At 47.1% G+C, this 15856-nt stretch carries 16 protein-coding genes; 11 read left to right on the top strand and 5 right to left on the bottom strand.

Features of this window, described 5'->3' with window-relative positions; all coding sequences use genetic code 11:
- Window positions 1-189 precede the first annotated feature (189 nt).
- A complete protein-coding gene (locus V8G47_RS11015) occupies window positions 190-1293 on the top strand; it encodes an NADH:flavin oxidoreductase (protein WP_336200150.1) in 1104 nt (367 codons plus the stop codon).
- A gap of 92 nt (window positions 1294-1385) precedes the next feature.
- On the opposite strand, the gene V8G47_RS11010 is transcribed toward V8G47_RS11015, so the two are convergent.
- Window positions 1386-2006, bottom strand: a complete 621-nt coding sequence (locus V8G47_RS11010) for a cyclase family protein (RefSeq protein ID WP_336200149.1) — start codon at window positions 2004-2006, stop codon at window positions 1386-1388.
- A 16-nt stretch (window positions 2007-2022) separates the two neighbouring features.
- On the bottom strand, window positions 2023-3531 hold the full coding sequence (zwf, locus tag V8G47_RS11005; protein ID WP_336200148.1) for a glucose-6-phosphate dehydrogenase: 1509 nt from the start codon (window positions 3529-3531) through the stop codon (window positions 2023-2025).
- 279 nt (window positions 3532-3810) lie between these two features.
- On the opposite strand from zwf, the gene rnz reads away from it, so the two are divergent.
- The 3 genes from rnz to V8G47_RS10990 are packed head-to-tail and all read left to right on the top strand — an operon-like array spanning window position 3811 to window position 6078.
- Window positions 3811-4737, top strand: a complete 927-nt coding sequence (gene rnz, locus V8G47_RS11000) for a ribonuclease Z (RefSeq protein WP_336200147.1) — start codon at window positions 3811-3813, stop codon at window positions 4735-4737.
- A gap of 11 nt (window positions 4738-4748) precedes the next feature.
- Window positions 4749-5288, top strand: coding sequence for a histidine phosphatase family protein (locus tag V8G47_RS10995; protein ID WP_336200146.1), 540 nt, complete (start codon window positions 4749-4751; stop codon window positions 5286-5288).
- A 34-nt stretch (window positions 5289-5322) separates the two neighbouring features.
- Window positions 5323-6078, top strand: coding sequence for a GNAT family N-acetyltransferase (locus V8G47_RS10990; RefSeq protein ID WP_336200145.1), 756 nt, complete (start codon window positions 5323-5325; stop codon window positions 6076-6078).
- Window positions 6079-6127: 49 nt separating this feature from the next.
- Here the strand turns inward: V8G47_RS10990 and namA are convergent, their stop codons facing one another.
- The 3 genes from namA to proC all read right to left on the bottom strand — a co-directional run bounded on the left by namA (window position 6128) and on the right by proC (window position 9292).
- Window positions 6128-7147 (bottom strand): NADPH dehydrogenase NamA, encoded by a 1020-nt coding sequence (gene namA / locus V8G47_RS10985; RefSeq protein WP_336200144.1) that lies wholly within the window; start codon window positions 7145-7147, stop codon window positions 6128-6130.
- Between the two features lie 99 nt (window positions 7148-7246).
- Window positions 7247-8398, bottom strand: coding sequence for a glycosyltransferase (locus V8G47_RS10980; RefSeq protein ID WP_336200143.1), 1152 nt, complete (start codon window positions 8396-8398; stop codon window positions 7247-7249).
- Window positions 8399-8473: 75 nt separating this feature from the next.
- Window positions 8474-9292, bottom strand: a complete 819-nt coding sequence (gene proC, locus V8G47_RS10975; protein WP_336200142.1) for a pyrroline-5-carboxylate reductase — start codon at window positions 9290-9292, stop codon at window positions 8474-8476.
- A 445-nt stretch (window positions 9293-9737) separates the two neighbouring features.
- Between proC and V8G47_RS10970 the strand changes: the two genes are divergently transcribed.
- From V8G47_RS10970 to V8G47_RS10940, 7 genes are all read left to right on the top strand, one after another.
- The gene (locus V8G47_RS10970; protein WP_336200141.1) at window positions 9738-10760 is read left to right on the top strand and encodes an MBL fold metallo-hydrolase; all 1023 of its coding nucleotides are present in this window, start codon (window positions 9738-9740) and stop codon (window positions 10758-10760) included.
- A gap of 15 nt (window positions 10761-10775) precedes the next feature.
- The gene (locus tag V8G47_RS10965) at window positions 10776-11570 is read left to right on the top strand and encodes an SDR family NAD(P)-dependent oxidoreductase (protein WP_336200140.1); all 795 of its coding nucleotides are present in this window, start codon (window positions 10776-10778) and stop codon (window positions 11568-11570) included.
- Window positions 11571-11619: 49 nt separating this feature from the next.
- The gene (locus tag V8G47_RS10960) at window positions 11620-12141 is read left to right on the top strand and encodes a DUF3221 domain-containing protein (RefSeq protein ID WP_336200139.1); all 522 of its coding nucleotides are present in this window, start codon (window positions 11620-11622) and stop codon (window positions 12139-12141) included.
- Window positions 12142-12310: 169 nt separating this feature from the next.
- Window positions 12311-13162 (top strand): GRP family sugar transporter, encoded by an 852-nt coding sequence (locus tag V8G47_RS10955; RefSeq protein WP_336200179.1) that lies wholly within the window; start codon window positions 12311-12313, stop codon window positions 13160-13162.
- Window positions 13163-13175: 13 nt separating this feature from the next.
- A complete protein-coding gene (locus tag V8G47_RS10950; protein ID WP_336200138.1) occupies window positions 13176-13961 on the top strand; it encodes a glucose-1-dehydrogenase in 786 nt (261 codons plus the stop codon).
- Between the two features lie 251 nt (window positions 13962-14212).
- The gene (locus V8G47_RS10945) at window positions 14213-15475 is read left to right on the top strand and encodes a Y-family DNA polymerase (protein WP_336200137.1); all 1263 of its coding nucleotides are present in this window, start codon (window positions 14213-14215) and stop codon (window positions 15473-15475) included.
- A gap of 23 nt (window positions 15476-15498) precedes the next feature.
- Window positions 15499-15831 carry a YolD-like family protein gene (locus V8G47_RS10940; RefSeq protein ID WP_261750463.1) on the top strand — a complete coding sequence of 111 codons (333 nt, stop codon included), beginning with the start codon at window positions 15499-15501 and terminating at the stop codon, window positions 15829-15831.
- Window positions 15832-15856 lie beyond the last annotated feature (25 nt).

The following is a 15856-nucleotide window of genomic DNA, read 5'->3' as shown; positions in this document are numbered from 1 at the left end:
TTGAGGTGCACACACTGCCAATAGAGTGGAAACAATTAGATTGGATTATGGGTAAGGGAAGTGATGGCAGCGATTCATGCCCTTTCGAGAGAATTACATACGCGGTGAATATTCCCCAAACAGATTTCTTTGATTTTCACTACGGGTTTGAAATAATGAAACTGCATCAAGAAAAGAGGAGGCATTTCAATGAGTCAGACCAATACATCGACAGAATCATTATTTAGATCATTCGATAGTGAGAAGCTGCAGTTATCCAACCGTACAGTGATGGCACCTATGACACGGGGCTTTTCGCCAAATGGAGTTCCCGGTGAAGATGTGGCTGCTTATTATCGCCGCAGAGCTGAAAATGGTGTAGGATTGATTGTCACGGAGGGGACCGGAATCAATCACCCCTCTTCTGTTTCAGGAGAGAGCATCCCTCTGTTCCATGGTGAAGAATCACTGAATGGATGGGCAAACGTCGTGAAGGAAGTCCATCAAGCAGGAGGAAAGATCGTTCCTCAGCTTTGGCATGTGGGAATGACCCGTAAAAAGGGGGAGCTTCCAAATGAAGAAGCGTTTCCTGTTGGACCATCAGGACTGAGTCTTTCAGGTAAAGAAATCACGGAGCCTATGTCGGAAGAGGAAGTCGTTCAGATGGTGGAAGCGTATGCCCAAGCTGCTGCAGACGCGAAACGCATAGGCTTCGACGGCATAGAACTGCACGGGGCACATGGATATTTAATCGATCAGTTTTTCTGGGAGAATACAAACCGTCGTACTGACCGTTATGGAGGAGACCTGGTCGGCAGAACACAGTTTGCCGTCGAGGTGATTGAGGCCTGCCGACGCGAAGTGGGACCCCATTTCCCGATCATTTTCCGTTTCTCACAATGGAAAATGAATGATTTCGGAGCAAAGCTTGCAAATACGCCAGATGAACTGGAGCGTTTTCTAGAGCCTCTAGTGAATGCAGGCGTAGATATTTTTCATTGCTCCACACGGCGCTTTTGGGAGCCGGAATTTGAAGGATCGGACTTGAATCTAGCCGGTTGGACAAAGAAGCTGACAGGTAAACCCGTTATATCTGTGGGATCGGTTGGTCTGGACGGGGAGTTCACCAGCTTCTCGGGTGCGGGTACGACTAGCCTGGATGGTCTGATCGAGAGACTGGACCGGGGAGAATTCGACCTGGTCGCGATCGGACGCTCACTCCTTCAGGACCCTGAATGGGTGAGGAAAGTGGAAGAAGGCAAGGCGGATGACCTCTTGCCGTTTGATAAGGAAGCACTGAAAAAGTTGTATTAAAGTAGTACCAGGTGTCTCTTATGAGGCACCTGTTTTTTTGTTTACAATAAAAAACTCCCCGGCAGTTAGCCGGAGAGTTCTATATCTACCTTTTACCCGATCATTTCATCAAACAGCAAGACACGTGCCGGTGATGCATCGGTGTTTTGAATTTTTAGTGGTGCCGCCACCATGAAGTATTGGCCGGCTTTGATGTCTTTCAACTGAAGGCCTTCCATGATGATGACGCCGCTGCCCATCAGGCTGCGGTGAGTCGGGTGACCTTCCTGGGCCCGCTCGATTCCAAGGGCATCGATCCCGACGCCTGCGATTTTTTTCTCAGCCAGGTATGCGGCAGCGTCTTCTGCTACATAGATGAAGTCAAAGTTGAATTCAGTATCCCATGAATTCTTCGTTTTGAAGAGGATGAAGTCATTCTCTTCAATCTCTAATCCTTCAATATCCTTCAGGCTGATTTTTTCATCGGCTTCCGTTACATCAAATACTTTGACAGGGCGGACGAGCTTCTCGATATCGATGGTTTCAATCGTCTCGCCGTCGTTGATCATGTGAAGGGGAGCGTCGACATGAGTTCCTGTATGAACATCCATTGAGAGTCTTGACTCCGTCACATGACCGTTCGTATTTGTTTCAATACTCGGTTGTTTTTCAGGTTTGTTCTTGTACACGGGCATCCCGTTAAAGATCGGGGCTGTTACATCATAAATTTTCATAGGTTCCACACCTTTCTTAGCATTGGTCTACATCGAGGTTGGCAATCGGCCACCAGGAGAAGCCGTCTTTTGCGAGCAGGTTGTCAGCGGCCTTCGGTCCCATCGAACCTGCTTCGTAGTTCGGGAATTCTCCGTCACGTGTATGTTCCCATACTTCAGAGATTTTGTCGACGAATGCCCAGGATAATTTCACTTCATCCCAATGGGTGAAGTTCGTGGCATCCCCGCGAAGACAATCGAATAGAAGCTTTTCATACGCCTCAGGTGTGTTCATTCCATCCACGCTGTTGTTGGCAAAGTTCAATTTCACTGGAGTCGTTTCGATATTCTGTCCGGATTTTTTCACGTTCAGGTGCAGGGTGATCCCCTCTTCCGGCTGAATGTGGATGACCAGCAGGTTCGGTGCCAATGGCTTGTCCGGGTTGTAATACAGGTTCATCGGGATGTCTTTGAACTGGATGACGATCTTCGTTGACTTGGTCTCCATTCTCTTTCCGGTACGGATATAGAACGGGACACCTGCCCAACGGAAGTTATCGATCATCAATTTACCGGCAACATAGGTTTCCGTATTGGATTGCTCATCGACGTTTTCTGCTTCGCGGTAACCAGGAAGAGCTTCATTTCCTGCTTTCCCGGGACCATATTGACCTCTGACAAAGTAGTCCTTGACTTCATTCTGTTCAAACGGACGAAGGGAACGCAACACGCGCACTTTTTCACTGCGGATTTCATCCGTCGTCAATTTGATCGGGGGCTCCATGGCAAGTAATGCAACCATTTGAAGCAAATGGTTTTGAACCATATCGCGAAGGGCCCCGCTTTTTTCGTAATAACGGCCGCGGTCTTCCACACCAAGCTCTTCGGATGAAGTAACCTGGATATTGGAAATATAACGGTTGTTCCAGAGTGGTTCGAACATGGCGTTGGAGAAACGGATGACTTCGATGTTCTGCACCATTTCTTTACCAAGATAGTGATCGATACGATAAATTTGATCCTCGGAGAATGATTCACGGATCTGGCTGTTCAATTTCTCCGCTGAAGGCAGGTCGTGACCGAATGGTTTCTCAATCACAAGTCGCTGGAAGCCTTTTGTATCAGTTAAGCCTTGATTTTTCAACTGCTCCGTAATCGTTCCGAAGAATTCAGGAGCCATCGCTAAGTAGAAAACGCGATTGCCTTCTAATTCATATGTTTCATCGAGCTCATCGGATAAGTTCTTCAATGCTTTATATGAATCACTGTTGGACACATCATTCGGCTGATAATAGAAATGTGACACAAACTCATCGATGTTTTCATTGCTGCCTAACGCTTTATGTACCGATGTCTTTACATGCTCCTGGAATTCTTCATTTGACCATTCGCGTCGTGCCACACCTACAACGGCAAAACGCTTTGAGATTTTTCCTTTACGGAACAGATGATAAAGAGATGGATATAGTTTTCTTTTCGCTAGATCACCTGTCGCTCCGAAAATCGTGATCAGAGATGTTGGTGTAGTTGAATTATTCAATGTCATGACCTCACTTTATCTTGTTGTAACCCTTATTTATGCGTTTCTTCTTATTTAATATCCTATACAATTACTTAATTTTAAAGACTTCTCATTCATTTAGCAAATTATATGCTGAGGACTTTTTCTGCGTATATGCATGAAAACGTTTTATTTTTTTACAAACATCTTCGTCATTATGTTGGCTTAAATTTTCATTCTTATGACCCATTTTGAGGGAAAGGGTAAAATATGGGCGATTATGCTAAAATGGAGACAGAATAGCTCATCTGAGGGGTGAAAGAAGTGGAACTATTATTTTTAGGTACGGGTGCAGGGGTACCGGCCAAGCTCCGCAATGTAACCAGTATCGCTTTGAAATTACTGGAGGAACGCGGTGCGGTTTGGCTATTTGATTGTGGGGAAGCGACTCAGCATCAAATTTTACATACAAGCTTGAAACCAAGAAGAATCGAAAAGATCTTCATTACCCACCTCCATGGTGATCACATATACGGGCTGCCGGGGTTACTCGGGAGCCGTTCCTTCCAGGGAGGGGAAACAAAACTGACGGTATACGGTCCTAAGGGAATCAAGGAGTTTATCGAGGTTTCCCTCTCAATCAGCAGGACCCACCTTCAATATCCCCTTGATGTGGTGGAAATCGAGGAAGGGGTCATCTTTCAAGATGAAGGGTTCAGTGTAGAAGCAATGGGACTCGACCATGCTCTTCCTACTTTCGGCTATCGTGTAATTGAAAAAGATAAGCCCGGTGTCCTTCAAGTGGATCAATTACGTGAATGGGGCGTTCAGCCAGGTCCCCTCTATAAGAAATTAAAATGTGGTGAAACGGTTCGGCTGGAAGACGGAAGGGAGGTTGATGGAAAGGATTTTCTCGGACCTTCGATTCCTGGACGGGTGGTCACGATTCTTGGGGATACAAGATTTTGTTCCAATGCGGTGGAACTTTCTAAGGATGCAGATGTCTTGGTTCATGAAGCGACCTTTAACCGGGATCAAGAAGAGATGGCCCGGGAGTATTATCATTCCACGACAAAACAGGCAGGTGAGACCGCTCTTCTAGCCGGGGCCCGACGCCTTTTCCTGACCCATATTTCTTCCCGGTATGCAAAGGAATCATGGGAAGAATTGGAGAAGGAAGCAAGGGACATCTTCCCGGAAAGCTATATGGCAAGGGATTTCATGGAGTACGTCATACCTTTAAAGAAATAGGGGGGAAATAAATGAAGGAGATCTATATCGTCCGTCATGCAAAAGCGGAAGGACAGCCCTTTCATGCACCGTTAACGGAGGAGGGGGAGCGTCAGGCACGTCAATTGGCTTCCTTTTTAGAAAATCGATCCATTCAAGCGATTTATTCAAGCCCCTTCATAAGGGCACTGGACACCATCGCTCCTTTTGCTGATCGCTCAGGCCTCCAGATACGGGAGGACGACAGACTGGGAGAAAGGGTGCTGAGCGATCAGGATCTTCCTGATTGGATGGAAAAGTTAAAGATGAGCTTTGAAGATTTTTCTCTCTCATTACCTGGTGGGGAATCAAATCAAATGGCGATGGAACGGGCAAGGTCCTTCGTCGATGAAGTGATGGGAAAAGAAGAGGATCACATTGTCTGTGTGAGTCATGGCAATTTAACGACGCTCCTGCTCAGGTTATTTGACGAAAGCTATGGATACAATGAACTGTTCGCTTTATCCAATCCCGACGTCTACATCGTCAGGCTGGAGGGGGACCGCGCTTCTGTACAGCGTGTTTGGGAGTAAGAAATGCCGTTTAAACAGAAAAAGGGGAATCGAGATGAATTCATTTACATTTGAACATATTTATAATCCGGGTCATATTATAGGCGAAAACGCTCTTTATCTACATACTCATTATCCGGAAATGCTGACGCGGTATGATAGTAACTTTCTTGCATTCAAGAAACAGCCGACACTTGAAGAATTTATTGAAGCCGCCCGTTTTTTACGGGAATTCCATCAGGCAAAAGGCCAGAAGCATGTAAAGTTTCTTCTTCCTCAAGATCACAAACCCTCGGAAGAACTGATGGATTATTGTAAACAAGAGGGATATGATGTCGGATTCAATGAACTTTATTCCATTGCACCAGATCAATTCCCATCGGTGGAAATGAATCCTGATATAGAAGTCAAGGAAGTGGGGAGTGAAGAACTCCAGGATTATCTTTCTTTTCAGTATGAGCAGGACATGGACTATGGTCCGGATTTTGCCGACCAAAAGGTGGATATGCATAAGCGGAATTTTGAAAATCCCCGTATCATGCAGCTTTTGGCTTTCTATAAAGGGACACCGGCCGGATCCGTGGATGTTATCATCGAAGAAGATTCAGCGGAAATAGACGGTTTGATGGTACACGAATCGTTTCAAAAGAAGGGGATCGGAAGCAGGCTGCAGCGGTATGTCATGGAACGGTTCCCTGACACGTTTATCATCCTGGTTGCGGACGGGGAAGATACGCCAAGACAGATGTACCAAAAGCAGAATTACCGTTGTCTGGGGTTCAGATATGAAGTACAGAAGGTGTATGAATAAATAAAACAAGAGGGCGGACTTCTGGTCCACCCTCTTGTTTGCGTATTTTTTATTTCCAGCCGCGCTCATACTGTTTAGGTGCTTCGATTTCAACACCGAGCTCTTTGGCAGCCGTTCTCGGCCAGTAAGGGTCCCGAAGCAATTCCCGTGCAAGGAGGACGAGGTCCGCCCGTTCATTTTGCAGGATTTCTTCCGCCTGGATGCCTGTTGTAATCAGTCCAACCGCACCCGTGTCAATGTCGGCCCCGTTCTTGATGGTCTCGGCAAGCTTCACCTGATAGCCGGGGAATACCGGGATCCGTGCCGGTACAAGGGCGCCGGAGCTGACATCGATCAAATCGACGCCTTGCTCTTTCATCCATTGTGCAAATACGACGTAGTCCTCGACGTCCAGGCCTTCGTCGTTATAGTCTTTGGCAGAAACCCTCACAAGCAGTGGTCCGTCCCATACTTGTTGAATACCGTCAATGATTTCACGGAGGAAACGGTAGCGGTTTTCTGCCGATCCCCCGTATTCATCTGTCCGTTTATTGGACAGGGGAGAGAGGAACTCGTTGATGAGATATCCGTGGGCTCCGTGAATTTCAATCACATCAAAGCCCGCTTTCTTCGCTCTTTCGGCCCCATTGATGAATGCGGTGACGGTTTCTTTCACATCATCCGCTGTCATTTCAACAGGCGTTTTCATTTCATCATTAAATGGAAGGGCTGATGGAGCAAGGATATCTCCTTCGAGTACCGCTTTTCTTCCGGCATGGGCAAGCTGGATGCCGGTCTTTGCCCCCTGCTCTTTCATCAGATCCACCAACTCTTTTAAGCCTTCAATCTGTTCGTCATCCCAGATCCCTAAATCCTGTGGGGAGATTCTTCCCTGTGGTGTAACCGCTGTCGCTTCCAGGATGATGAGTCCGACTCCGCCGACAGCACGGCTCGTATAGTGGGTACGATGCCAGTTTTCGACTTTTCCATCTTCATGGTGGGAAGAGTACATGCACATGGGTGCCATGACGATTCGATTCTTCAATTCAACATTTTTCAGTTTATATGGGTCGAATAGCTTTGCGTTCATTTCCAATCACCTTTCCATGAGGAATTTATTTCGGGTTTCTAAACAGTGATTCATCATGAGTATACCAACATCACTTTTGCTGGAAAAGGAATGTGCTCTCTATTTTCTTTTCTTCCTCAGCTCCTTCAATGGATAAACCGTCCCGCGCCATTCGATCCCGCCTCTTCTAAACGTCAGGAACGTCGCCCGGGCGATGGAATAGATGAATAACAAGGAAGTGATGGGCAGGGAGAGGGTGAGAAGGGCAGACTCATTCGTCATCTCCTTTATGACTTTGAAATAGGTGATGAAAATCAACAGAATGATCAACATGCTTACGGTCCGGATCAGGGCGTCCCCTGCAAATATAGTCAAGAAAGGAAGGACCGTGGAGCAGAAGACACCCGTCATGGCAAATACGACAAGAAGGATGGAGTAATGGAGCCCGGCAAATGTGTTCTTCTCAAGCCCCTGAAAGGCTCCTTTCAAGGAGTGATACCACTCCACCTCCAGCGAGTGAAGGGCAGTGAGGAACGCCTGGGTCTTCCCGCCTTTTTTGATATGGATGCCAAGCTGCAGATCGTCATCCGGCATGTGCTTGATCTTTTCATGTGTACCGATTTCCTCATAAGCAGAACGTGTGATCAGATTGAATGCGCCGATCCCGAGGCCCGTCCCCGAGGAAGGGTCATTCGCTTTCCATGGCCGTTTATAAAAAGAGAAACCAAATAAAAAGAACGCAACAAAGCTTTTTAACCAGAATGTCTTTGATTTAATGTTGGGGGCGAGGGTGAGATGATCGAGCTTCTGAGATTGAAAGACCGCGACAGCCCGGGACAGAGTGGAAGGGTCTTTATACAGGACATCTGCATCGGTGAACAGGATGAGTGCCCCTTCCGAGATGAGGTATCCTTTATATAACGCCTGATTCTTTCCGAGCCACCCTTTTTCCAGTGTATCGATATGGAGGACGCGGATCCGGTTGTCCATTTCCGCCAATGCTTCAAGTTTATCCGGTGTGCCGTCCGTTGAACGGTCATTGACGAGAATCCATTCAATCCGTTTATAGTCCTGCTTGAGTTGAGATAGAATGCTGTCTGTAATCGCTTCTTCTTCATTCCTGGCAGGCACGATGATGGAGAGAAGCGGGCCGCTTGCCGTGCCCGGCAATCCTTCTAGGGGAGAAAGCGTACCCAACCCCCTCCACACCTCCACGGCGAGAACGATCCAGACGACCAGGACTGCAGAAAGTAAAATGAGGAGTAGATTCATCTGTGTCGACCTTCTTTTTTGCTTTGATTGTATCACTGAAACGGGATCTCCCGCGAATCATGATCGGCTGTAGGGTTATTTTTTCAAAGAATTCTCCTTTAATTCATGTCCGAGTGTTTGAGAGCGGTTATTTGCGGAAGAAATGCACTGGAAAAAGGCATCCCTGACTTGGTGGTCTTCAAGCGCGGCGATTCCCGCTTCGGTCGTTCCACCTGCACTGGTCACATTCCTCCTTAATTCCCGGGCTTCCAATCCGGATTCTGAAAGCATGGCGCTTGCTCCTGCGATCGTCTGGGTGACAAAGCTTTCAGCGAGTTCATCTTCCAGTCCCAATTCTACTGCAGCATGTTTCAGTATTTCGGCTACGTAATAAATATAAGCCGGCCCGCTCCCTGAAAGAGCCGTGATCAGGTCCAATTTCTCTTCTTCTACCTCCGCAGCTATGCCGACAGACTGAAATAGTGTTTTCGTCCATTCCTTCTGGGAGGGTGAGAGATATTGATTGAAAGCCACCGCCGTTGCCGACTTCCCCATGGCTGCACTGGTATTCGGCATGGCTCTCGCGATGGCTCCCTTAAAGTCCAGCCTGTCGCTTATATGCTTCATGGTGATGCCTGCGAGTACAGAGATGATCAGCGTATTCTCGGAAAGGTAGGGTCTGACAGACTCTGCTGCTTCATGGAAGTCCTTTGGTTTCATGGCGAGGATGATGACATCATAGCGTGACGCCCGGTTCACCTTCCGGATACAGAATTCTTGCATGATTTCATTTAAACGCTCCTGATTGGCCCGATTGGTTACATATACTTCTTCATTATTCAATACACCCGCTTTCAATGCACCGCTCATTAAAGCATGAGCCATCGATCCTGCTCCGATAAATAATGTCTTCATTCGCTCATTCCCCCTTCTGTTTTTGAAAAAAAAACAGACCCTTTCATCCATAAAGGACGAAAGGGTCTCGCTTCCGTGGTACCACCTTGTTTTGTCCATTTTCTAAGAAGAAGATGAACACACTCCATTTCCATTAACGCTGGACGACGTTCTGCTTTAAGACGCTCAAAAGGCAGGTTCACAAATAGAGAGGACGACGGTGCCTTTCAGCCGGTGGGCCCCGATCTCTGACATCATCTATTCATTACTAATCTTTCTCATCGCTTTATTCTATATCATTATGTAGTATGTGAATGGATTAAATCTATATTATAGGTGATTATCGTAGAAATACAGCTTATCTGTCAAGGGTTTATTTTTAGTATATTCACACTTTTTAAAAATGACATCATGCTGAAAAAAATGTACACTAGGTAATGAAGGATCATTCATTTTCTGGAAATGAGTGACAGAACGGGAAGGTACCGTATTGGCTGTCCTTTTTTATTATGAAGAATGTGGTGAAAATATGACAACTTTAGTGAATGATATCGCAAAAATCACACTCTCCACTCCTTTTGCCGTGGGAGATGTGAATGTTTATTTAGTCAAGGGGGATGCCTTGACATTGGTGGATGCAGGCCCTCTTACAGATACGGCCTGGATGCAGCTGACTGAACAATTGTCCCTTTTAGGGTACACGCCTCAGGATATCGAACAAATCGTCCTGACCCATCATCATCCCGATCATGCAGGCCTGCTTGATCGTTTCTCATCAGACGTCACGATATATGGTCACAAGTATAATCGATTCTGGCTTAAGCGTGATGATCATTTCCATGAAGAGTATGACCGTTTCTTCACGGAGCTTGCCATGGAATCAGGGCTGCCCGAAGAGTATCTCCCGGCCATCCCCAAGTTCAAGAGTCCATTGAAATTCATGGGGAACCGAAAGCTGGATGTGGCGATAGCAGAAGGGGATGGCATTCCCGGAATGGGAGGGTGGTCGGTCATTGAAACCCTTGGTCACGCCCAGAGTCACTTATCCTTTTATAGGGAACGGGATGGCGTTCTGATAGCGGGTGACCACATACTCGCCACTATTTCTCCCAACCCCCTCATTGAACCGCCATTTGAAGGGGAGATGGAGCGTACAAAGCCATTGTTGCAGTATAATGCTTCATTGAAAAAACTTTTCGATTTTCCGATTTCCCTTGCCTACACAGGACATGGAGACAACGTTACGGATGTTCATGGATTGATTCCGAGGAGATTAGGGAAACAGGATGAAAGAGCAAGAGATGTATTCGACATGATCAAAGGAAACCGCGTGACCGTATTTGAGATATGCAAGAGGTTATTTCCCTCCGTGTATCGGAAAGAGCTCGGTTTGACATTGTCCGAGACCATCGGGCAATTGGATTATTTGGAATCCATTCAATATATACGGAAAGAAAAGCATGAAGGAATCTATTATTATTTTGCTTAGGAAGATGTGACTGACATGAACAGTAGAATCAAAGGAAAAACGATTATCATTACCGGTGCCTCGGGAGGAATCGGGGAGCAAATGGCCATAAAGGTTGCGGAAAATGGCGGGAATCTTGCATTGATAGCACGCCGTGTCCACCTGCTCCAGGCATTGAAGGAAAAGCTGACAACGAAATTCAACTGCAAGGTGGAAGTATATCCTTTAAACGTCACGGATTATGATCACATCCCTCCTGTTTTCACTGCCATCCGGAAGGACTTCGGATCCATCCATGCCCTGATCAATAACGCAGGATATGGAATCTTCCAGGAAGCACACGAAACCTCCTTCCAAGATGTAAAAGGGATGATGGATGTAAATGTTCTTGGACTCATGGCATGTACAGGGGAAGTCCTTCCTTATATGCGTGAACAGGGATTTGGCCACATCATCAATATCGCATCTCAGGCAGGGAAGTTTGCCACTCCGAAATCAAGTGCCTATTCCGCTTCCAAGCACGCTGTCCTCGGGTATACGAACAGTGTTAGAATGGAAGCGAAAAGATACGGAGTGAAGGTGACGGCGGTGAATCCCGGACCAATCGCCACCGACTTCTTCTCCATTGCCGATGAAACCGGCACGTATGTGAAGAATGTGGAGAAGTTCATGCTTGATCCTGCATTCGTCGCGGAGACAGTGGTGGATTCACTCTTTACCAATAAAAGAGAAATCAACCTGCCCCGATGGATGAATATAGGGAGTAAGTTCTATCAATTATTCCCATCTTTTGTCGAAAAAGTAGGAAATAACCTTTTTTTCAAAAAATAGTGAAACCAAATAGTGCCATCAATCGTCTAATATAATAAGGGGGGAGTCTATGAAGAAATGTTTGACTGTTATGATACTTTGTTCCTGTATACTGTTCACCGGCTGCGGGCCATCAGCATCTGTCAATTCTCAGGGCAGCACAGATTTCATAGGCTTTGTCACCCAATTGGAAAACAATCAGGTGCTGATCAATGATGTTTGGTTTTCTTTCGACCAACAGACTGTCATGTTGACAGATCAAGATAAAAAGCTTCAAAAAGAAGATATAGGGATGGGCAAAAAAGTGAATGTGACCTTTAACGGGGAGATGCAGGAATCCTATCCCAGGAGAGCTTCGGCGGATCAAATGGTATTTCTGACAGACAAAGAGAGCAAGACCGAAGAAACTGTCGTGAAATTAGTCATGAGCGATCCCCGGTTTTCACAGGTGGTCATCCAGTCCATTGAAAAAAATCCCACCGGCCTCTATTCGTTACGATTCAAAGACCTTTCCCTCGACCGTGATGTCCATGTGATGGTGAATGTCGAGAATGAAAGAGTCATTGTCCCGATACATACTTCTACCAAATAACAAAGAAGAAAGCGTTGATTACACCTCGACGCTTTCTTTTTTTTTGAGGTTATACCTCAGGGAAGAAGGGTATGCATGAGAGAGTGGGAAATATTTTGCGTTAAACGGCTAGAATTTTTGTTTCAGAGGAAAACTATGATTATTGTCGGAAAAAGGATGTGGATGTATGATAGGGATTCTTTTAGCCCTGATCCCCGCGGTCGCGTGGGGAAGTCTTGTGTTTGTAAGTGTAAAACTTGGAGGGAATGCCTACAGTCAGACGGTTGGAATCACGGTTGGTGCACTGCTGTTTGCGATTGGCGTCTTCTTCATCAAGTCCCCTGAGTTAACGTTATTTGTCTGGGGCATCGGGTTCATTTCCGGCGTCTTCTGGGCTGTCGGGCAAGTGAACCAGCTGGCAAGTGTAAAATTCATCGGCGTTTCGAAAACCGTCCCGATTTCAACGGGAATGCAGCTGATCGGAACGACGCTCTTCGGTGTTCTGGTATTTAAAGAATGGAAAACGACTGAAACGATCCTCCTTGGAAGCGGGGCGGTTCTGGCTCTTATCATTGGTGTCGTCCTCACCTCATTCACACAGAAGTCCGAAGGGGATGAAGGCTCTCAATTGAAAAAAGGTCTGTTGACGCTGCTCCTTTCCAGTTGTGGATACATAGCCTATGTCGTCATATTAAGATGGTTTGATATTGACGGATGGCAAGCGATTTTACCACAGGCAATCGGTATGTTCATCGGAGCCGTTGTCATCACATTCAGGCATAAGCCATTTAACAAATATACGGTTCGAAATGTTTTAACCGGACTTATGTGGGCATCCGGGAATCTCGGATTGCTCCTTGCCCTGCCCCGGATCGGTGTGGCGACAAGCTTCTCCCTCTCCCAAACGGGAATCGTCATTTCCACTCTCGGTGGTTTGTTCTTCTTAGGGGAAAAAAAATCGAAAAAGCAAATCCTTCTCGTCATTGCAGGGTGTGTTCTGATCATCATCGGCGGTGTGCTATTAGGATTTACGAAAGATTAAGGAGGAATGGGACATGTATACAGATTTAACGGATAAGGTTGTCATCATCACGGGTGCCGCCACTGGTATAGGAAAGGCGATTGCTAAACGCTTTGCCTCTGAAGGCAGTAAAGTGGTCATTAATTATTTCAAAGAAGAAGAAAACCCTGAAGGACTTGTAAAGGAAATCGAAGAAGCAGGCGGGACAGCCTCCATCATTCAAGGAGATGTGTCAAAAGAAGAGGATGTCCAGGGGTTTGTCCGATTTGCTCATGAGACGTATGGGCGTCTGGATATCTACGTGAACAATGCGGGAATCGAAAATGAAGTTCCGTCTGAAAATCTGCCGATTGAAGATTGGCAAAAGGTCATCAACACGAACTTGACAGGTACATTCCTCGGATGCCGTGAAGCGGCGAAATACATGCTCGAGCATGGCATCAAGGGATCGATCATCAATGTATCGTCTGTCCATGAAATCATCCCGTGGCCTCACTTCGCTCATTATGCAGCCAGTAAAGGAGGAGTGAAACTGCTGATGGAAAGCCTGGCGCTTGAGTTTGCACCAGATGGGATACGGGTGAACAATATTGCTCCAGGGGCCATTGATACACCCATCAATGCCGAGAAATTTTCCGATCCCGAAAAGAAAAAGGGAGTGGAGAAACTCATTCCCCTCGGCTACATCGGAGAACCTGAACAGGTCGCTTCCTGCGCCGTTTTTCTTGCCTCTGACCAGGCAAGCTACGTCACGGGTACGACACTCATCGCCGATGGGGGCATGACGAAATACCCGGGATTCCAAGCTGGAAAAGGTTGATGAACGAGAGGATAAGTCCAAAATCACAGAAATGATTTTGGACTTATTTTTTTGCTCTGATCCTGCTGTATGCCACGCCTTTGTGCCAATCATTGTATGCTTGTCGTTCCAGATCAAGCCCCTTCCGCTTTTCTTATTATTCTCTCTGTTTCCAGTAATTTAAGTTGAAAGGGAACGTATATTCGGTTAGAATCATAACTATACTATATAAGAACGTTTGTTCTATTTTAGGTAAGATGGAGGATGAGGATATGACTGTCGATTACAGTGTGCTGCCACACCACAAGATTTTGTGCATCGATATGAAGAGCTTTTATGCTAGCTGTTCGGCTGTCATGGAGGGGCTGGATCCCCTTGAATGTCACTTGGCTGTAGTGGGGGATAAAAGTCGGCAGGGGAGCATCGTACTGGCGGCCTCACCGAGGATGAAGAGGGACTTTGGGATCAAAACGGGTTCGAGGATGTTTGAAATTCCAAACGACCCGAGAATCCGGCTTGCAGAGCCGAAAATGGCGACATATGTCCGGATCTCCACGGAGCTGACCCGCCTGTTTCATCGTTATGTTCCGAAGGATGCCATCCACACGTACAGTGTGGACGAAAGCTTCATCAAGATTGATGGAGCGACGGGTCTCTGGGGGGACGCGGCCACCATCGCCGGGAAAATCAAAGACGATATGGAAAGGGAATTCCAGCTTCCGTGTGCCATCGGAATCGGCCCCAATATGCTCTTGTCCAAGCTGTGCCTGGATCTTGAAGCAAAGAATGAGGGAATCGCCGAGTGGACCTATGAAGACGTCCCGGAAAAGCTGTGGCCGCTCTCTCCACTGCGCGAAATGTGGGGGATTGGAGGACGCCTTGAGAAGACCCTCAATCGCATGGGCATCTTCTCCATCGGGCAATTGGCGAAGTATGACCTGGAGAAGCTGGAGGCAAAGTTCGGTGTGATGGGGAACCAGCTTTATTACCATGCATGGGGGGTGGACCTGTCCGAAATAGGGGCACCGATCATGGATGGGCAGGTCAGCTTCGGCAAGGGTCAGATCCTGCTCAGGGATTATAAGGAGAGAAAGGAAATAAAACGCGTCATTTTAGAAATGTGCGAAGAGGTCGCGAGACGCGCCCGGACCCATCGCAAGGCCGGGCGGACCGTGAGCTTCGGAATCGGCTACAGCCACGAGGAGTTCGGAGGGGGGTTCCACCGGTCACGAACGATAGAGGAACCGACCAATATCACCATGGATCTGTACCGGGTGTGCCTGGAGCTATTCGAAGAGAACTATAATGGGAAAACCGTACGGAAAATCAACATCGCCCTTTCGAATATTGTAGAGGATGGAGCGTTGCAGGTTTCCCTGTTCGAACCTGACCGCTGGGAAAAACGGGAGCTCGGGTATGTAGTGGACCACATCCGGAATAAATATGGTTCAGGGGCCCTTCTCCGCGCCGTCTCCTACACTGAAGCGGGAACAGCAAGGCATCGTGCCCGTCTGCTGGGCGGACATAAATCATAACGAATGACAGGAGGTGAAGAGAATTGATCCGGGATCGAGGAAGAATCAAGTGGACATCCATGATGCTCCCCGAGCACGTGAAGCTCCTGAGGGATTGGGCAAAGGAAGATACACACGAAAAGAGGATCGAACTTGATGAGCAGGAGCTCGACAGGATGAATGAAGTCGTGGCAGAGGCGATGGAGTTTGGTAGAATGGTATCGATCACCCATTATGTGAAGCACCGTCATCAATTATCAATTGGAACCGTTCATCATGTCGATCCATTGGACGGGAAGCTGCACGTCGTAGACAGGTTCGAAGACGTACACTATATTCCACTGGCAAGCGTTGTGGACATTCGTTTTTTCGACTGATCTCCAAATGAAAAGAGAGACTTCG

Origin of the sequence: Rossellomorea sp. LJF3, assembly GCF_037046045.1 — a bacterium.
In the GTDB taxonomy this organism is placed as follows: Bacteria; Bacillota; Bacilli; order Bacillales; family Bacillaceae_B; genus Rossellomorea.
The sequence above is the reverse complement of the archived record's forward strand: the minus strand, read 5'-3'. Positions and strand labels throughout refer to the sequence as shown.